Origin of the sequence: Zobellella iuensis, assembly GCF_016746085.1 — a bacterium.
Classification (GTDB): Bacteria; Pseudomonadota; Gammaproteobacteria; order Enterobacterales; family Aeromonadaceae; genus Oceanimonas; species Oceanimonas iuensis.
Window position 1 is genome coordinate 92,515 of the sequence record NZ_JAERTZ010000001.1, and the last position, 17,584, is coordinate 110,098.

Sequence of the window (17,584 nt, forward strand, 5' to 3'; positions counted from 1 at the left end):
GCGAGCCTGGAAAAACGAAAGGACCGCGCCGGGCGGTCCTCGGGAGGGCCATCAGGATCTCATAAAGGCCAGTATCCATCTCGCCAGCAGCAGGTCGTCCACTTCGGCGCCGAGCGAGGCCAGGGCTTCCCGGTAGCGGTGGGGCGGAAAGCGCTCCTGCCGGGTGGCCATCAGATCGGCGGAGTAGGGCCGGCTGAACTCCGGGTGGCCCTGGATGCCGAGGAAGTGGTCCCGGTACTGCACCATGTAGAAGGGGCAGAAGGGGCTGCCGGCCAGCACCTCGGCGTCGGCCGGCAGCCGGCTCACCTGATCCTGGTGGCTCACCACCAGGTCCAGGGCGCGGGAAGGCGGCGTCATCCAGGGTTGGGTTTTATCCACCTGGTTGAACGACACGCCGATGCCCCAGCCCTTGTCCGACTGCACCACTTCCCCGCCCAGGGCCTTGGCCATCAGCTGGTGGCCAAAGCAGATGCCCACCAGCTTGCGTTGCTCCCGGTACAGCAGGGCGACGAAGTCCGCCAGCCGGTTGACCCAGTCGTGGCCATCGTTGACCCCGTGACGGCTGCCGGTGGTGATGTAGGCGTCGCAGGCCGCGGGGTGTTCCGGCAACTGCTGATCCAGGACGCGGTACACCACGAACTCCAGGTCGTTATCCACCGCCAGCAGCAGCCGGCGGATCATCTCGGGGTAGTTGCCGTGCCGGGGCTGCAGTTGCTCCAGCACATCGTCGCACTGCAATATTCCTATTTTCATCGGGCCTCCTCAGCCGGCGCCGGTAATGGCCTGCCGGCAGATCCGGGTGTATTGCTCGGCGCTGAAGGCGATGGGGTTGCTGCCGGCGGAGGGGTCCTCGGCCGCCATGGCGCCGATGCGTTCCGCCTGGTCCGGCGCAATGCCGATCTCGCCCAGGGTGGAGGGAATGCCGAGCTCGGCGCGCAGGGTCAGCACCCAGTCCATAAAGCCGTCGAAGCCGGCCTGTTCCAGCCCCAGGTAGCGATTCAGCCGCTCGATCACCGGGGTGATCGCCTCCCGGTTGGCCGCGAGCACATAGGGCATCAAAATGGCGTTGAGCAGGCCGTGGTGGGCGTCGTACAGGGCGCCGATGGGGTGGGCCAGGGCGTGCATGGCCCCCAGGCCGCGCTGGAAGGCGGTGGCGCCCATGCTGGAGGCCACCAGCATCTGGCAGCGGGCCTCCAGATCCGAGCCGTCCCGCACCGCCCGCGGCAGGTACTGGTGGATCAGGCGGATGCCCTCCATGGCGATGCCTTCCGCCATGGGGTGGTAACCCGGGGCGCACAGGGCTTCCAGGTTGTGGGACAGGGCGTCCATGCCGGTGGTGGCGGTCACCTTGCCCGGCAGGCCGACGGTCAGCTCGGGATCCAGGATCACCAGGGCCGGCAGCATGGCGGGGTGGAAGATGATGCGCTTGATGTGGTTGGCCTGATCGGTGATCACCGCGGCGCGGCCCACTTCCGAGCCGGTGCCCGCGGTGGTGGGCACCGCCACCACCGGCGCCATGGCGTCCACCTTTACCCGGGTCCAGTTGTCACCCACATCCTCGAAATCCCACAGCGGCCTGTCCTGGCCCGCCATCAGGGCGATGGCCTTGCCCGCGTCCAGCGCCGAGCCGCCGCCCAGGGCGACCACGCCGTCGTGCCCGCCGGCCTGGAAGGCGGCCACCCCGGCGGCGACGTTCTCCCCGTTCGGGTTGCCCTTGATGGCGGAAAACACCGCCATCTCCAGCCCCTGCTCCCGGCAGGCGGCGAGGATGGCGGGCATCATGGGCAGGGCGGCCAGCCCCGGATCCGTCACCAGCAGCGGCGCCTTCATGCCGAGCCGGCGGCAGCCCTCGGCCAGCTCCCTGATGCGGCCCATGCCCACCCGGATCTGGGTGGGGTAATTCCAGTTGGCGACATAATGGTTCATGGCGGCTCCTCAGTGCGGCAATTTGATATGGAATGACTTGGGCCGGGTCAGGCTCTCGTAACCCAGCCGGGACAGGGTGCAGCCCCGTCCGGATTGCTTGACCCCGGTCCAGGCCAGGCCCGGGTCCAGGTAGTCGCAGCGGTTGATGAAGAAGGTGCCGGTGTGCAACTGCTCGCCCAGCGCAATGCCGGTGGCGACATCCCGGGTGAAGATGGCGGCGGTCAGGCCGAAGTCGCTGTCGTTCATCAGGGCGACGGCCTCTTCGTCGGACTCGACCTTCTGGATGCCGACCACGGGCCCGAAGGATTCCTCCGTCATCACCCGCATCCGGTGGTTCACCCCGGTGAGCACCTGGGGCGCCAGGTAGGGGGTGCCCGGACGGTCGAGGGGAAAGTCCGCCGGGTCGATATGGGCGGTGGCCCCCTGCGCCACCGCCTCGGCGATCTGGCCGCGCACGAAGTCGGCGGCGCCGGCGCGCACCAGGGGGCCCAGGGTGGTGGCCGGATCGTCGGGCCGGCCCAGCCGGTATTCCCTGACCAGGGCCGCCGCCTGCGCCACGAAGGCGTCGTACAGGCTCGCATGCACATAGATGCGCTCTATGCCGCAGCAGGACTGGCCCGAGTTGAAGAAGGCGCCGTCGATGGCGGTGGCCACCGCCTGGGCCAGGTCGGCGTCGGCCCGGACATAGGCCGGATCCTTGCCGCCCAGCTCCAGCCCGACGCCGATAAAGCGCCCGGCCGCCGCCCGCTCGACCGCGGCGCCGCCGGCCACCGAGCCGGTAAAGGCCACGTGGTCCACCTCCGGCGCCCGGATCAGGGCGTTGGTGTCGGTGTGGGACAGGTGCAGGTACTGGAACACGCCCCTGGGCAGGCCGGCTTGCTCGAAGGCCCGGGCCAGGCGCTCGGCGCACAGGGGGGTCTGGGCCGAGTGCTTGAGCAGCACGGCGTTGCCCGCCATGAGCGCCGGCATCACCGCGTTGATGGCGGTAAGGTAGGGGTAGTTCCAGGGCGCGATCACCAGCACCAGGCCCAGGGGGTCGCGCTGGATATAGCGCTCGAACCCCGGTTTTTCCGGCAGCCGCACCGGCGCCAGCGCCTCGTCGGCGATGTCTATCATGTAGCGGGCCCGTTCGGCCAGGCCGTCGACCTCGCCGCCGGCGTAGCGGATGGGGCGGCCCATCATCCAGCAGATTTCCTCGGCGATGGCCGCTTTCTCGGCCACCAGGGCGTCCACGGCCCGGCGGCACAGGGCCGCCCGTTCGGCCAGGGGCAGCCGGCGCCAGTGCGCCTGGGCCGCCTTGGCCAGGCGCAGGGCCTCGGCGATGTCATTCGGCCCGGCGAAGGGGCGTTCCACGTAGACGCTGCCGTCCACGGGGGAGAGGGTCAGTACCTTGTCATTCATAGGGGCTCCCGTCGGCTCAGATGATTTCGAAATAGCGATCCAGTTCCCAGTCGGTGATGTGCTTGCGGAATTCCCGCTCTTCCCATTCCCGGGTGGCGGCGAAATGTTCCACGAAGGCATCGCCGAACAGCTCCCGGGCGGCTTCCGAGCGCTTCAGCCGCTGGGCCGCTTCCCACAGGGTGCGCGGCAGCTGGAGCGACTCCGGCTGCTGCTCGGCGTAGGCGTTGCCCTGGATGGGCGCGCCGGGCTCCAGCCGGTGCCGGATGCCGTACAGGCCCGCGGCCAGGGCGGCGGCCAGGGCCAGGTAGGGGTTGGCGTCGGCCGAGCCCAGGCGGTATTCCACCCGCTGGCTCTTGGGACCGCCGGGGATCACCCGCAGCGCCGTGGTGCGGTTTTCCACCCCCCAGGTGGCCTCTGTCGGAGCCCAGAAGCCGGGGATCATTCGGCTGTAGCTGTTGACGGTGGGCGCTATCATGGCCAGTAATTCCGGCATCAGCTGTTGCTGGCCGGCGATAAAGTGGCGCTGCAGCCGGCTCATGTTGTGGGGCTGCTCCGGATCGTGGAAGACGTTGGCGCCCTGGCGGTCGTACAGCGACATGTGGATATGGCCGCTCTGGCCCGGGTAGTCGTTCGACCACTTGGCCATAAAGGTGGCCATCAGCTTGTTGCGCTGGGCCAGCACCTTGATAAAGGTCTTGAACAGGGCGCCCTTGTCGGCGGCCTGCTCGGCGCCGTCGACGGCGATGGCCGCCTCCAGCACCCCGGGGCCGGTTTCGGTATGCAGCCCCTCGATGGGAAAGTCCATCCGCTCGCCCAGGTCGATGATCTGGTGGTAGAGATCGGCGTGCACCGAGTTGCGCAGCACCGAGTAGCCGAACCAGTCCGGGGTGAGGGGCTCCAGGTTGCGAAAGCCTTTCTGGCGCACCGACTCCGGGGTCTCCTTGAACATGAAGAACTCGTATTCCAGCGCCGCCCTGGCGCTGAACCCCATCTCATCGGCCAGGGCCAGCACCCGGCGCAGGGTGCCGCGCGGGCAGATGGCTTCGGCATCGCCGGCGAATTCGCACAAGAACAGCAGCATGTTGTCTTCCAGCGGCAGTTCCCGGCAGCTGTGGGGCAGGATGCGCACCTGGGCGTCCGGGTAGCCGTTGTGCCAGCCGGTGTAGCTGACGTTGTCGTACAGCTGATCCTTGGAGTCCCAGCCCAGCACCACGCTGCAGAAGGCGAAGCCCCCTGCCAGCGCCGAGAAGAACTTCTCCTTGCTCATGTACTTGCCGAGCAGTACGCCGTCCTGGTCGAAAATCCCCACCTTGACATGGCTGAGGCCGCGCTCTTCGACTATCCGGCGGGCCTGCTCGGCGGTGGTTACCTGTCTTGGGTCTAGCATGGTGTCTTACCTCGGTTCCTTGTCGGTCGGGGCGCCAAACTCACTCTGGCGCCGTCCGGACCCGCGCCGGGCGGGCCCGCCTGGGTTATTGCAATTCGGCCTCGGCCCGGGCGATGGCGGCGAACTCTTCTTCCGGCGCCTGGGCCACCAGCCGCTTGCGGCTGAAGAAAAAGAAGTAGCCGATCATCAAGATATAGAAGAGGGCCGACCACAGCGCCGCCTCCACGCTCACCACGAAGGTGGAGGCGAAGGCGACGACGGCCAGCACCAGGGCGATGCCGGTGGTGACGATGCCCCCGGGGGTGCGGTAGGGACGGGCCAGCTCGGGTTCGCGCAGGCGCAGCACTATGTGGGACAGCATCATCATGGCGTAGGACAGGGTGGCGCCGAACACCGCCATGGTGATCATCAGGTCGCCCTCGCCGCTCAGGGACAGGATGAAGCCGAGGATGCCGGGCACGATCAGCGCCAGGGCCGGCACCTTGCGCTTGCCGGTCAGCGACAGGCCGCGGGGCAGGTAGCCGGCCCGGGACAGGGCGAACACCTGGCGGGAATAGGCGTAGATGATGGAGAAAAAGCTGGCGATGAGTCCGGCCAGGCCGACCAGGTTGACGAAGGAAGCCAGGCGGGAATCGCCGCCGTAAACGGCCTGCAGGGCGCCGACCAGGGGCGCGCCGTGATCCTGCATCGCATCGGCACCGGCGGCGCCCGGCGCCAGGAACAGCACGCAGCCGCCGAACACCAGCAGTATCAGCATGGCGGTGATGATGCCCCGCGGCATGTCCCGGGCCGGATCGCCGGCCTCTTCCGCCGCCAGCGGCACCCCTTCCACCGCCAGGAACAGCCACATGGCGAAGGGCAGGGCGGCCCAGATGCCCATGTAACCCTGGGGCAGGAAGCTCGAGGCACCCAGGGCGTCCGGGTTGGCGGCGATGGTGAACAGGTTGTCCCACTGGAAGTGGGGGATCAGCCCGAGGATGAACACCAGTATGGCCACCGCCGCCAGGGCGGTGATGCCGAGCATGATCTTCAGGGCCTCGCCGGCGCCCCACAGGTGGATGCCGACAAACAACAGGTAGAAAAAGGCGTAGACCAGGGGGCCGTCCCAGCCGAACAGCTCGTGCACGTAGCCGCCGATGAAGATGGCGATGGCCGCCGGCGCTATGGCGTATTCGAGCAGTATGGCGGTGCCGGTGAGGTAACCGCCCCAGGGGCCGAAGGCCCGGCGGGCGAAGCTGTAGCCGCCGCCGGCGGTGGGCAGGGAGGACGACAGCTCGGCCAGCCCCAGTACCATGCAGCTGTACATGATGGCCATCAGCAGGGTGGCCAGCAGCATGCCGCCGAAGCCGCCCTGGCCCAGGCCGAAGTTCCAGCCGGCGAAGTCGCCGGAAATCACGTAGGAGACCCCCAGCCCGGCCAGCAGGATCCAGCCGGCGGCGCCTTTCTTCAACTGGCGCTTTTCCAGGTAGTCCCGGGAGACCGAATCGTAGGAGACCGTTTTGGTGCGTTCAAACTCAGACATAACTCACCCTCATCCGTTGTGGTGTGTTCGTTGGGTCGAAGACAGGCAGACATCGAACCTACAACCTGCTGCATTCCTTGCGTGTCTTTCGCGTCGGGAGCCAGTCTAAAACGAGGTGAGAAAGTTTCTCAACAAGCATCACTCATGGTTGTCGATACACTATAAGTTTTACAAATAGTGTTTATTATTCAATGCGATAGATCGCATATTTCGACATTGTCACCCAGCCAGGGCAGGTGCCCGGCCATGGCCGGCATAAATTCCTGCAGCAAAATCTGGCGGATATCGGAGGCGATGACCCGGGGCAGCTCGTGCAGCTCGTCCCGACGGGTGACCAGGGTGAGGTTGCGGTAGAAATGGCCGCCGGGGATGGGCACGCAGCGCACCTGGGGCAGCCAGATCCCGCTCTGGAACAGGCACAGGGGGGTGGTGATGGTCCAGCCCAGGCCGGCGGCCACCATCGACAGCACCGCGTAGCTGTTGTCCATCACCAGCCGGTGCGGCGGTTCGACCCGGCGGTAGCGCAGGTGGCGTTCGATGCGCTGGCCGATCAGGGAATGGGCGGGGTAGCGGACGAAGTCCAGCTGTTTGAGCAGGGTGCCCAACTGCCGGCTGTCGCCGCCGAACGCCTTGGGCAGCACCAGCACGAAGGGCTCGCGCAGTATGCGGTAGCGGCTCAGCTCGGGGTAATCCATCAGGGCGTCGTCGGAGATGATGATGTCCACATGGCGGGACAGCAGCGCCTCGCCGTGCATATGGGACAGGCCCGTGGTCATGGACCACTGCTCGGTGTGGCGCTTGACCGCATCGGCCAGGGGCTTGCCCACGGCGGTGGCCAGGGAGTCGACCAGGGCGATGCGCACATGGCGCAGCTTGTCGAAGCGGCCCTTCTGCATGGCCTTGCTGGTGGCCTTGGCTTCCTGCAGCAACTGGCTGGCGCGATCGTAGAAGAAGCGGCCGGCCCGGGTGATCTCCAGTGGCCTGACCGAGCGGTCCAGCAGGCGGGTATTGAGATTTTTTTCCAGGTTGGACAGGTTCTGGGAGATGGAGGACTGGGTCATGCCGAGCCGTTCGGCGGCGGCGGTCATATTGCCGCTGTCCACTATGTGTACGAACACTTCCAGCGCCCGCAGATCGAAACCGAAAGAGTGATGCATGGCCTTCCATCGCCGTTCCCAACAGGGCTTCACTGTAGCCGCTGGCCCGGCCCGGGTCGATAAAAAACCAAAAAGGGCTGCACCAGGCAGCCCTTTTGTCATATGCACTTACCCGGCTCAGTGGTTGCCCAGCGCCTTGGGTGCCAGTTCTTCGTCGAACACCGGCAGCGGCTTGTGGCGGGAGGCCAGGAAGGTGTAGATCACCGGCAGCACGAACAGGGTGAACAGGGTGCCGATGCTCAGGCCGGAGACGATGACGATGCCCATGCCGAAGCGGGAATAGGCGCCGGCACCCACCGCGAACAGCAGCGGTATCAGGCCCGCCACCATGGCGGCGGTGGTCATCAGGATGGCGCGCAGGCGGATACGGGCGGCGATGCGGATCGCCTCCGCCCGGTCCCGGCCCCGGTGCAGCTGCTCTTCCTTGGCCACCTCGCACATCAGTATGCCGTGCTTGGTGATGATGCCCACCAGGGTGATCAGGCCCACCTGGGTATAGATGTTCATGGTGGCCAGGCCCCAGGCCAGGGCGATCAGGGCACCGGAAATGGCCAGAGGCACCGACACCATGATCACCAAGGGGTCGCGCACGCTCTCGAACTGGGAGGCCAGCACCAGGAAGATGATGAACAGCGCCAGCAGGAAGGTCATGTACAGGGCGCTGCCCTCGGTCACGAACTGGCGGGCGGCGCCCAGGTAGTCGTGGTTGTAGCCGGTGGGCAGCTGGGCGGTGACCTCCTGTTCCAGGAAGTTGATGGCATCGCCCATGGAGACCCCCGGCGTCAGCACGGCGCCGATGGTGGCCGAGTTCAGCTGGTTGTAGTGGGGCAGCGAACGGGGCTGGGCCTCCATGGTGATGGACAGCAGGTTGGCCAGGGGCACCATGTCGCCGTTGTGGGCGCGCACATAGTAGTCCTTGATGGAGTCCGGGTTCAGCCGGTGCTCGCGGGTCACCTGGGGGATCACCTCGTAGCTGCGGCCGTCCAGATCCACCCGGTTGACGTAGGCGTCGCTCATCATGGTGGACAGGGTGACGGCGATGTCCTGCATGGTCACCCCGTAGGCGCCGGCCTTGTCCCGGTTCACTTCTATCTTCATGGTGCCGGAATCGAACGCCAGATCCAGTTCGCTGTAGATGAACAGCGGGCTCTGGCTTACCTTCTGCAGCACGTCCGCCGCCACTTCGTACAGGCTCTCGAAGTTGTTGGGGGTGGTCAGCACATACTGCACCGGCAGGCCGCTTCCGGCGCCGGGCAGTTCGGGGAATTCGAAGGCGCTGATGGCCACCGCCGGGATCTCCTGCAGCGGCGGGGTCAGGCGCTCGATCACCGATTTCTGGGAATCACGCTGGCTCCAGGGCTTGAGCACCGCCACCGCCAGGCCCTGGTTGGCATTGGGCACGCCGGAGATGGTGAGCGAGGTGCTCATGGCGTCGTCCTGGTTCAGCACTTCCACCGCCTTGCGCATGTTGTTCTCGATATAGTCGAGGTTGGCGGTGTTGGGCGCCTTGGCCATCATCAGGAAGGCGCCGCGGTCTTCGTTGGGCGCCAGTTCGCTGGGGATAAAGCTGAACAGCACCGGCAGCGAGCCGAACACCAGCACCGCGAAGGCGATCACCACCGGGCGTTTGCCCATCACCGCGTCCAGCATGGCCGAATAGCGCTCGGTCAGTTTCTCCAGGGTGTTCTCTACCCCGCGTTCGAAGCGGTTGGGGTTGAGGTGGGGCTTGAGCAGCCTGGAGCACATCATGGGCGACAAGGTCAGCGCCACTATGCCGGAGATGAACACCGCACCGGCCAGGGTCAGGGCGAATTCCTTGAACAAGGATCCGGTGATGCCGCTCATCAGGGCGATGGGGGCGTATACCGCCGCCAGGGTGATGGTCATGGTGATCACCGGCAGGGCGATTTCCCGGGTGCCGAGAATAGCGGCCCGGTAGGGGTCTTCTCCGGCCTTGATATGGCGGTCGACGTTTTCCACCACCACGATGGCATCGTCCACCACCAGGCCGATGGCCAGCACCATGGCCAGCAGCGTCATCAGGTTGATGCTGAAGCCGAACAGGCTCATCAGTATGGCCACGCCCACCAGCGACAGGGGGATGGTGATGATGGGGATCAGCACCGCCCTGAGCGAGCCCAGGAACAGGGTGATCACCACCACCACGATCAGCGAGGCCTCGAGGATGGTCTTGACCACCTCGAAGATGGACTCGTTGATGGCGTCGGTGGCGTCGTACAGCAGCTTCATCTTGATGGTGTCGGGCATGTTGCGCTCGAGTTCCGGCAGCATCTCGCGCACGTTGGCGGCCACCTCCAGCGGGTTGGCGGAGGGGGTGGGATCCACCCCGATGATCACCGCCGACTCGCCGTCGGCCAGGGCGCGCACCACGTCGCGGCTCTTCTCCAGGGACACCTGGGCCAGGTCGCGCAGCCGCACCACGGCGTCGTCCCGGGTGGCGATGATCAGGGATTCCAGCGCTTCCGGACTGTCCACCTGGGAGTTGATGTCGCTGTTGTAGAGCATGAAATAGCCGGTGGACTGGCCGGCGGCGGCCTGGTAGTTGTTGGCCTGCAGCACCGACAGGATCTCGGTGGCGGTGAGCTGGTAGGCGGCCATGCGCAGCGGGTCCAGCCAGATGCGCAGGGCGAATTTGGAGCCGCCGAACAGGTTGAGCTTGGCTACCCCGTCCACCGAGTAGAACTGGGGCCGGACCACCCGCTCCAGGTAGTCGTTGATCTCGGAGGAGTTGAGCCGCTCACTGCTGAAGGAGATGTACATGATGGAGGTGGAGGCCCCCGTGGTCATCTCCAGGCTGGGGTCTTCCGACTCCCGCGGCAGCTGCGAACGCACCGAGTTGACCCGGGCGAGAATGTCCGACAGGGCTGCGTTGGGATCCGTGTTCAGCTTCATCTGCACCGTGATCTGCGAGCTGCCCATGTTGCTGGTGGAGCTCATGAAATCGATGTTGTCGGCCTGGGCGATGGCCTGCTCCAGGGGCTGGGTGATAAAGCCCTGCACCAGATCGGCGCTGGCGCCGTAATAGCCGGTGGACACCGTGATGACGGTATTGGTCATCTCCGGGTATTCCCGCACCTGCATTTTCTGCAGGGCCTGCAGCCCCAGCAGCACGATCAGCAGGCTGATCGACACGGCCAGCACCGGCCGCCGGATAAAAATATCGGTAAAGCGCATGGGATTCTCCGCTTACAGCATGGGGATGGACGCGGGGGTATCCAGCGCTTCGCTGTCTACCGGCCGAACCCGGCTGCCGTTGGACAGCCTGACCTGGCCCGACGTCACCACCTGCTCGCCGGCACTGAGGCCGCTGGTCACCCGGGCGAACTCGGCCTCCCGCTCGGCCACTTCCACCACCCGTTGCCGGGCCACCAGTACGCTGTCGCCGTCGTCGGCCTGCTGTTGTTCCACCACGTAGACGGTCTGGCCGTAGAGGGTGAAATTGATGGCATGCTGGGGCACGAGGATCTGGTCGTGCAGCGAAGGCAGCCGGACGTCCAGCTTGGCGAACATGCCGGAGCGCAGCTTGCCGTCCTGGTTGGGGATGCTGGCCTGCACCTGCACCACCCCGGACTCCAGGTTGACCACCGGCTCTATGGCGGTGATCTCACCCTCGAAGGGGGTGTCCGGGTAGGCGTCCACGAAGATGTTCAGGGCCTGGCCCACTGCGATATCGGCGAGCCGGGTCTGGGGAATGGTGAAACGGATACGGAACTGGCTGATGTCCTCCAGCCGGGCGATGTCGGCGCCGGCGTTCAGGTACTGGCCGAGGAAGGCGTTACGGATGCCCATAAAGCCGTTGAAGGGGGCGCGAATGGTGCGCCGCTCTATGGTGGCCTGGAGCGAGTCGATCTGCCCCTGCAACTCGCGGTAACTGGCTTCCGCTTCATCCAGTTGGCCCTTGGACACCGAGCCCCGGCCATAAAGCTGGCGCATCCGCTCCAGGTTGGCCTGCACCGAGGGCAAGCGGCCCTGGGCGCTGCGCAGGTTGGCTTTTTCCACGTCCGCGTCCAGCTCCATCAGGATGTCGCCGGTGTTGACCTGCTGGCCCGACTCGAAATGGATGGCGCGGACGATGCCGGCGGACTCGTTGCTGAGGTTGATGCCCTGGATAGGCTCGATAAAGCCGATGGCGGCGATGCTGGGGGTCCAGTCCCGGGGCTGAACCTCGGTCAGGGTGACCGGGAAACTGGGGATCGGCATATTGGCGAAGTACTGCGCCATCATTTTTTGTTTAAAGAGATTGAAGCCAATTACACTGCCGAATATGAGGATCACTAACAGCAGCATGGACAGGGTCCATTTTTTCATCTGGTTACTCCCGCAACTTATTTTATTTTAACGTTTTAGAATGGCGTTCCAGCTGGCATCGATCAGCTGTTCATACAGGTCTTCACTGAGTTCGATGCAGCCTTTGGTATGCTTTTGGGATAACAGCATCAGGTTTTCCAGTGCCAAAAAGCCCAGCAGCTCGGTGGGAATATCCCGGAAGAGCCCCGCCTCGCGGCCCCGTTCGAAAAACTCGAAAATGGGCTGGAAGTAGCGCTCGTCCATCCGCTTGTCCTCCTCCTTGTCAAACAGGGGAGAGGCTTCGTACTGCACCCGGTACAGCAGGCAGTCCGGGTTGTCCAGCAGGTAGCGGATGCAGTTCAGCCACAAGAGGCGGAACTGCTGGTAACAGGGGTTGCCGAGATCGACTTCTTTCATCAGGGCCACCGAGACGTCCTGCATACGCTCTTCATGCAGGCAGCGCAGCAGGGCCTCCTTGTCGGCGAAGTAGCGATAGATGGTGCCGGTGGCCACCTCGGCGTGCTTGGCCACCAGGTGCATCGACATGCCCTGAAAGCCGTAGTGGGCGATCAGGGTTTCTGCCGCGTTCAGAATGCGCTCGCGTTTATCCGACATGCTATTACCAGTATCAAAGTACTCATGAATGAACGTTCATTCATTTTGAGGGGATTTTAGGTCTTTCCTCCGGTAAGTCAATCGTTCCGGTGATGCTCTCTGGCAAGTTTAGCCAAAAAAAGCAGCACTCTGCTGACAAAAGCGGCAGGCGGTATTTTATTATAAAAAAGTGCTGGACAAGGTCGGGGGCTGACCTTAGTATTCGCAGCGTCCAAATATAGAGCGCCCGTAGCTCAGCTGGATAGAGCGCTGCCCTCCGGAGGCAGAGGTCACAGGTTCGAATCCTGTCGGGCGCGCCATCTGGTAATGGACAAAATGTGGTGACCGTAGCTCAGTTGGTAGAGTCCCGGATTGTGATTCCGGTTGTCGCGGGTTCGAGCCCCGTCGGTCACCCCAGTTTCAGGCCAAGGCCTGGAAGCAGTAAACAATGCGAGGGTGGCGGAATTGGTAGACGCGCTAGCTTCAGGTGTTAGTGTCCTATGGACGTGGGGGTTCAAGTCCCCCCCTTCGCACCACTGCTTCATAACAAACAAAACGGCGTTTAGCGCAGCTTGGTAGCGCATCTCCGGGTGTTGGGAGTAGGCGGACCAGAGGGTCGCGGCCCGACAGAAAAATTAAAGAGTTTATCGGCGTTTAGCGCAGCTTGGTAGCGCATCTGGTTTGGGACCAGAGGGTCGCAGGTTCGAATCCTGCAACGCCGACCATCATTGAATCCGACGCTTACGTCGGATTTTTTGTTTCTGGCCCTCCAATAAAAAACAAGGCCGCAACCGACAGTGTCGGTTGCGGCCTTTGTCATTTTTGGGTGACCTTGACCGGGATCAGGCTCGGAGTGCGTGCATACGCCGTTAGAAACGGTCGACGCCGTTGCAGGGTCAGGCGGGTCGGATCCTGGTAGGACTGCAGTTGGGCAGCCTGGACTGTGCCTACCGCAAACAGGGAAACCAGGCCGCCTTGCTCTGTGCAATCCGGTGGCCTCGCGTGCGGGTAAGGGATCTTCGCTGCGACAGCCGCAGGTCGGAATCGGGGTGGCGTCGCCGGGTGCAGTTCTTTACAATGACCGGGCCGCATAGCCGGTACACTTTTTATTAACTTATTCTCAGGGCGGGGTGGAAGTCCCCACCGGCGGTATGTTGTGCAGCTTTTGGCTGTTTCAGCGAGCCCGCGAGCGCCCGGCCCATGGCCGGGGTCAGCAGATCTGGTGAGACGCCAGAGCCGACGGTGATAGTCCGGATGGAAGAGGATAAGGAGCTGGCCGCCGCCGCCTTCGGGTCGCGGTATTGCGCTTTTGCATCGCCAGCGCCTGCCAGGCTTTCCCGCAAGGGAGGGCCGCTGTTCCCTATGCCCTGATTCTGGTAGCAACAGGAGCTATTACCATGAATCAGTCTGTTCAGAATACTTCCTTACTGGCCGCATTCGGCAATCCCATCGAGCGCGTCGAGCGTGCCCTGCTCGCCCTTCAGCAGGGTCAGGGAGTGCTGGTGGTGGACGACGAGGATCGGGAAAACGAAGGCGACCTGATTTACGCCGCCGACAGCCTGACTCCCACCCAGATGGCGCTGATGATCCGCGAGTGCAGCGGTATCGTCTGCCTCTGCGTCACCGACGAGCTGGCCCGCCGGCTGGAGCTGCCGCCCATGGTGAGCGACAACTCCAGCAAGAACCAGACCGCCTTTACCGTCAGCATCGAAGCGAAGGAAGGGGTGACCACGGGGGTGTCGGCCGGCGACCGGGTGACCACGGTCAAGGCCGCCATCGCCGACGGCGCCCGGGCCGCCGATCTGGCCCGCCCCGGCCATGTGTTTCCGCTGCGGGCCCAGCCCGGCGGGGTGCTGAGCCGTCGCGGCCACACCGAGGGTACCGTGGATCTGATGCAACTGGCGGGGCTGCGCCCGGCGGGGGTGCTGTGCGAGCTGACCAATGAAGACGGCACCATGGCCCGGTTGCCGGAGATCGTCGCCTTCGGCAAACGGCATGCCATGCCGGTGCTGACCATCGAGGATATAGTGCAGTACCGCCACGCCTTGCTGGCCAAGGCCGGCTGAACGACAGGGCCGGCAAATCGCCGGCCCTTTTTTCATCCCCCGTTTCGGCGGCGTTACTCGAGCCGGAACTCGTCCGCGTCCATCCAGGCCGGGAAGCGCTCCCGGTAGTCCCGCAACTCGGCCAGGCTGAGACCGGCCTGCAGCACGGCGGCCTGGTGATCGCCGGCCTTGTCCAGCACCTCGCCCTGGGGGGAGAGGATCAGGCTGTTGCCGCTGTAGCTCAGGCCGTTGGGATCCTGGCCCACCCGGTTGCAGCCGGCCACGTAGGCCTGGTTTTCGATGGCGCGGGCGGTGAGCAGGGCGGTCCAGTGATAGGCCCGGGGTGCCGGCCAGTTGGCCACATAGAGCGCCAGATCGTAGTCGTTGCGGTTGCGCGACCACACCGGAAAGCGCAGGTCGTAGCAGATCTGCGGCAATATGCGGAACCCCTTCCACTCCACTATTTCTCTGCTGTTGCCCGGCCGGTAGAACCGGTGTTCGCCGGCCATGCGGAACAGGTGGCGCTTGTCGTAGCGGTGCACCCGGCGGCGGGGATCCACCAGCAGAAAGCGGTTGACCGCCCCCTGTTCGGTGGCGAGCGCCAGGCTGCCGCCGATCATGGCCTGCAGCCGCTGGGCATGGTCGTGCAGCCAGTCGATGACCTCTTCTTCCGGCAGGGCATGGCGGGCGGCGTCCATGGCGAAGCCGGTGGTGAACATTTCCGGCAGGACGATCAGGTCCTGGCCGTGCAACCCGGCCAGCAGGCCGTCGAAATGGGCCAGGTTGGCCGGGCCGTCGTGCCAGTGCAGGGGCTGCTGCAGCAGGCTGAGGTTCAGAGTCGGCATAGGCGGGCTCCCGCTTCGTCCAGGGTATCGTCTTGCTTAGCAAAGCATAGCCGAACCAGCTTGTGGGGGAAGGGAGAGGCACAGAACACCGACAACGGGATGGCGGCCACCCCGGCATGCTCGGTCAGCCAGTGGGCAAAGGCCAGGTCGTCCAGCTCGCTGATGGCACCGTAGTCCACCAGCAGGAAGTAGGTGCCGAGGCTCGGCAATACCTTGAAGCGGCTGCCCGCCAGCGCCCGGGCGAAGCGGTCCCGCTTGGCCCGGTAGAAGTCCGGCAACTGCCGCCAGTGCTCGGGATGGGCCTCGAGCATGTCCGCCAGGGCCAGTTGGGCCGGGGTATTGACCGAAAAGGTGAGGTACTGGTGCACCTTGCGCAGCTCCTCGGTCAGGGCGGGCGGCGCTATGGCGTAGCCGACCTTCCAGCCGGTCATGTGGTAGGTCTTGCCGAAGGAGGAGACGGCGATGGCCCGCTCCCGCAGGTTGGCATGGTGCAGCACGCTGCTGTGGCCGGCCGGGGTAAAGCAGATATGTTCGTAGACCTCATCGCTCAGCACGAAGATGTTGTGATCGGCAATGGCCTGCCACAGCTGGTTGAAGTCGTCCGCCTGCCAGACGGTGGCGGTGGGGTTGTGTGGGGTATTGACGATCACCAGCCGGGTGCGCGGGCTAAGGCTCGCCCGGAACTGCTCCCAGTCCGGCCTGAACTCGGGCGGGCTAAGCGGCAGCCGTACCAGGCGGCCACCGGCCAGGGTCACCGCCGGGGCGTAGCTGTCGTAGCTGGGATCGAAGCACACCACCTCGTCGCCGAGGCGCACCAGGGCGGTGATGGCGGCGTAGAGCGCCTCGGTGGCGCCGGCGGTGATGGTGATCTCCCGCTCCGCATGGGGTTCCAGGCCGTGCTGCAGCCGGGTCTTGGCGGCGATGGCCCGGCGCAGGGCCGGGGTGCCGGCCATGGGAGCGTACTGGTTGGCGCCGCTCGCCACATGGTGGGCCAGCCGCTCCTTCAGGTAGGCCGGGCCGTCGAAGTCGGGAAAGCCCTGGGACAGGTTGATGGCGCCGTGCTCGGTGGCCAGGGCACTCATCCGGGTGAAAATGGTGGTGCCCAGCTCGGGCAGTTTGCTGTCCAGGTTCATGCGGTACTCCTCGTCGGCTGATTGCCGGCAATATAGCAGAGTGGCTGTGTTTGACAATATGGCCGTGTAGACGGCCATTGTGCGAGCGGCGCAACGTGGTGGGATCATGCCGCCAATATCCGCGATGAAGCGCGACTTGGCGGCTGATTAACAATACAATAACCGCCAGGTCTCTGACTCTCGCGGGTTTCCCATGGCAGATGAAATAAAGAGTAAAAAACCGAAAACCACCAGGCAGAGCAGTGCCACCCAGGTACAGTCCCTGTCCCGTGCCCTGCTGTTGCTGGAACGGCTGGCCGCCTCCGATATGGGCATGTCGCTGACCGAGGTGGCCGGCAGCCTGGGGCTGGCCCCCTCCACCGCCCATCGCCTGCTCAACAGCCTGCGCAGCCACGATTTTGTGGACGTGGACGAAGCCCAGGGGTTGTGGAGCATCGGGGTTCATGCGTTTTCCATCGGCAATGCCTACCTCAAGAAGCGCGACTTTATCGCCCAGGCCCGGCCCTTTATGAAGCAGCTGGTGGCGGAAACCGGCGAAACCTCCAACCTGGCCATTCTGGAGAAAAGCAGCGTGGTCTTTGTGGGCCAGGTGGAGTCGCCCCAGACCATGCGCATGGTGGTGTCCCTGGGCAGCCGTTCGCCGCTGCATGCTTCCGGGGTGGGCAAGGCGCTGCTGTCGGCCATGCCGCGCAAGGACGCCCTGGAAATCATCCGCAAGACCGGCATGGCTTCCTTCACCGATCACACCATCACCACCCCCAGCCAGTTCGAGCAGGAGCTGAACAAGATAGGCCAGCAGGGCTATTCGCTGGACGACGAGGAGCAGTTCGAGGGCCTGCGCTGCATCGCCGCCAATATCTACAACGAATACGGCGAGGCGGTGGCCGCCATCTCCATCTCCGGCCCGGCGGTGCGGGTCAAATGGGAACGCATCCCCATGCTCAGCGCCCTGGTGATGGACGCGGCCAAGGAAGTGACCAAAGCCATCGGTGGCCGGGCGCCCGAGAGCAGCTGGAAGCTGGCAGCGGGAAGCCGGAAGTTGTAGGAGCTATCCCAATCGAGCGCGGAGCGCCGACCAGGCGGCGTTCGAATAAATTCGACCCTTATATATTGAAGAGAGATGAACTATGGGTGGCGCGCCGGGGTCACCGGGTCTACCGTAGATACTCTGTTTAAAATCAAGATTTCATGTGCTCTTCACTGAACAGCAAAGCGGAATCGAACGCCGTTTCAGTCTGCATGCAGGCCCATAGTCCGGTGAGGTAT

Annotated in this window: 13 protein-coding genes, 4 tRNA genes and 1 riboswitch; of the genes, 6 read left to right on the forward strand and 11 right to left on the reverse strand. The window is 64.7% G+C overall.

Features of this window, described 5'->3' with window-relative positions; genetic code table 11:
- Window positions 1-51: 51 nt before the first annotated feature.
- The 9 genes from JKV55_RS00435 to JKV55_RS00475 form a co-directional block, all read right to left on the reverse strand.
- Window positions 52-753, reverse strand: a complete 702-nt coding sequence (locus JKV55_RS00435; RefSeq protein WP_202081762.1) for a glutamine amidotransferase-related protein — start codon at window positions 751-753, stop codon at window positions 52-54.
- 9 nt (window positions 754-762) lie between these two features.
- Window positions 763-1,926: an iron-containing alcohol dehydrogenase gene (locus JKV55_RS00440; protein ID WP_202081764.1), complete on the reverse strand. Its 1,164-nt coding sequence runs from the start codon at window positions 1,924-1,926 to the stop codon at window positions 763-765.
- Between the two features lie 9 nt (window positions 1,927-1,935).
- On the reverse strand, window positions 1,936-3,327 hold the full coding sequence (locus JKV55_RS00445) for an aldehyde dehydrogenase family protein (protein WP_202081766.1): 1,392 nt from the start codon (window positions 3,325-3,327) through the stop codon (window positions 1,936-1,938).
- 16 nt (window positions 3,328-3,343) lie between these two features.
- Entirely contained in the window at window positions 3,344-4,714 is a 1,371-nt protein-coding gene (locus JKV55_RS00450) for a glutamine synthetase family protein (protein ID WP_202081768.1), read from the reverse strand.
- Between the two features lie 85 nt (window positions 4,715-4,799).
- On the reverse strand, window positions 4,800-6,236 hold the full coding sequence (gene eat / locus JKV55_RS00455) for an ethanolamine permease (protein ID WP_202081769.1): 1,437 nt from the start codon (window positions 6,234-6,236) through the stop codon (window positions 4,800-4,802).
- Between the two features lie 188 nt (window positions 6,237-6,424).
- Window positions 6,425-7,393: a LysR family transcriptional regulator gene (locus JKV55_RS00460; protein WP_202081771.1), complete on the reverse strand. Its 969-nt coding sequence runs from the start codon at window positions 7,391-7,393 to the stop codon at window positions 6,425-6,427.
- A gap of 117 nt (window positions 7,394-7,510) precedes the next feature.
- A complete protein-coding gene (locus JKV55_RS00465; RefSeq protein WP_202081772.1) occupies window positions 7,511-10,588 on the reverse strand; it encodes a multidrug efflux RND transporter permease subunit in 3,078 nt (1,025 codons plus the stop codon).
- 12 nt (window positions 10,589-10,600) lie between these two features.
- Window positions 10,601-11,722: an efflux RND transporter periplasmic adaptor subunit gene (locus JKV55_RS00470; RefSeq protein WP_202081774.1), complete on the reverse strand. Its 1,122-nt coding sequence runs from the start codon at window positions 11,720-11,722 to the stop codon at window positions 10,601-10,603.
- 27 nt (window positions 11,723-11,749) lie between these two features.
- The gene (locus tag JKV55_RS00475) at window positions 11,750-12,316 is read right to left on the reverse strand and encodes a TetR/AcrR family transcriptional regulator (protein ID WP_202081776.1); all 567 of its coding nucleotides are present in this window, start codon (window positions 12,314-12,316) and stop codon (window positions 11,750-11,752) included.
- Window positions 12,317-12,538: 222 nt separating this feature from the next.
- On the opposite strand from JKV55_RS00475, the gene JKV55_RS00480 reads away from it, so the two are divergent.
- From JKV55_RS00480 to ribB, 5 genes are all read left to right on the forward strand, one after another.
- A tRNA-Arg gene (locus tag JKV55_RS00480) sits at window positions 12,539-12,615 on the forward strand.
- Window positions 12,616-12,636: 21 nt separating this feature from the next.
- Window positions 12,637-12,712, forward strand: a tRNA-His gene (locus JKV55_RS00485).
- Between the two features lie 33 nt (window positions 12,713-12,745).
- Window positions 12,746-12,831, forward strand: a tRNA-Leu gene (locus tag JKV55_RS00490).
- A 112-nt stretch (window positions 12,832-12,943) separates the two neighbouring features.
- A tRNA-Pro gene (locus JKV55_RS00495) sits at window positions 12,944-13,020 on the forward strand.
- Window positions 13,021-13,407: 387 nt separating this feature from the next.
- Window positions 13,408-13,565, forward strand: a riboswitch (FMN riboswitch).
- A 127-nt stretch (window positions 13,566-13,692) separates the two neighbouring features.
- Complete coding sequence (ribB, locus tag JKV55_RS00500; RefSeq protein WP_202081778.1) at window positions 13,693-14,361, forward strand: 3,4-dihydroxy-2-butanone-4-phosphate synthase; 669 nt, start codon at window positions 13,693-13,695, stop codon at window positions 14,359-14,361.
- Window positions 14,362-14,414: 53 nt separating this feature from the next.
- Here ribB and JKV55_RS00505 read toward each other — a convergent pair whose 3' ends face one another.
- Together JKV55_RS00505 and JKV55_RS00510 are read right to left on the reverse strand one after the other, a co-directional pair.
- Window positions 14,415-15,185 carry an amidohydrolase gene (locus JKV55_RS00505; protein ID WP_202081780.1) on the reverse strand — a complete coding sequence of 257 codons (771 nt, stop codon included), beginning with the start codon at window positions 15,183-15,185 and terminating at the stop codon, window positions 14,415-14,417.
- A complete protein-coding gene (locus JKV55_RS00510) occupies window positions 15,173-16,318 on the reverse strand; it encodes a pyridoxal phosphate-dependent aminotransferase (protein ID WP_202081782.1) in 1,146 nt (381 codons plus the stop codon). Before JKV55_RS00510 ends, JKV55_RS00505 begins: the two co-directional genes overlap by 13 nt.
- 193 nt (window positions 16,319-16,511) lie before the next feature.
- Between JKV55_RS00510 and JKV55_RS00515 the strand changes: the two genes are divergently transcribed.
- Entirely contained in the window at window positions 16,512-17,363 is an 852-nt protein-coding gene (locus JKV55_RS00515) for an IclR family transcriptional regulator (RefSeq protein ID WP_202081784.1), read from the forward strand.
- Window positions 17,364-17,584: the final 221 nt, after the last annotated feature.

Excerpts from the sequence above, each read along its gene's own strand:
- JKV55_RS00445 (WP_202081766.1), bottom strand. The coding sequence starts at position 3,327 with ATGAATGACAAGGTACTGACCCTCTCCCCCGTGGACGGCAGCGTCTAC.
- JKV55_RS00505 (WP_202081780.1), bottom strand. The coding sequence starts at position 15,185 with ATGCCGACTCTGAACCTCAGCCTGCTGCAGCAGCCCCTGCACTGGCAC.
- JKV55_RS00435 (WP_202081762.1), bottom strand. The coding sequence starts at position 753 with ATGAAAATAGGAATATTGCAGTGCGACGATGTGCTGGAGCAACTGCAG.
- JKV55_RS00475 (WP_202081776.1), bottom strand. The coding sequence starts at position 12,316 with ATGTCGGATAAACGCGAGCGCATTCTGAACGCGGCAGAAACCCTGATC.
- JKV55_RS00510 (WP_202081782.1), bottom strand. The coding sequence starts at position 16,318 with ATGAACCTGGACAGCAAACTGCCCGAGCTGGGCACCACCATTTTCACC.
- JKV55_RS00470 (WP_202081774.1), bottom strand. The coding sequence starts at position 11,722 with ATGAAAAAATGGACCCTGTCCATGCTGCTGTTAGTGATCCTCATATTC.
- ribB (WP_202081778.1), top strand. The coding sequence starts at position 13,693 with ATGAATCAGTCTGTTCAGAATACTTCCTTACTGGCCGCATTCGGCAAT.
- JKV55_RS00460 (WP_202081771.1), bottom strand. The coding sequence starts at position 7,393 with ATGCATCACTCTTTCGGTTTCGATCTGCGGGCGCTGGAAGTGTTCGTA.
- JKV55_RS00515 (WP_202081784.1), top strand. The coding sequence starts at position 16,512 with ATGGCAGATGAAATAAAGAGTAAAAAACCGAAAACCACCAGGCAGAGC.
- JKV55_RS00465 (WP_202081772.1), bottom strand. The coding sequence starts at position 10,588 with ATGCGCTTTACCGATATTTTTATCCGGCGGCCGGTGCTGGCCGTGTCG.
- JKV55_RS00440 (WP_202081764.1), bottom strand. The coding sequence starts at position 1,926 with ATGAACCATTATGTCGCCAACTGGAATTACCCCACCCAGATCCGGGTG.
- eat (WP_202081769.1), bottom strand. The coding sequence starts at position 6,236 with ATGTCTGAGTTTGAACGCACCAAAACGGTCTCCTACGATTCGGTCTCC.
- JKV55_RS00450 (WP_202081768.1), bottom strand. The coding sequence starts at position 4,714 with ATGCTAGACCCAAGACAGGTAACCACCGCCGAGCAGGCCCGCCGGATA.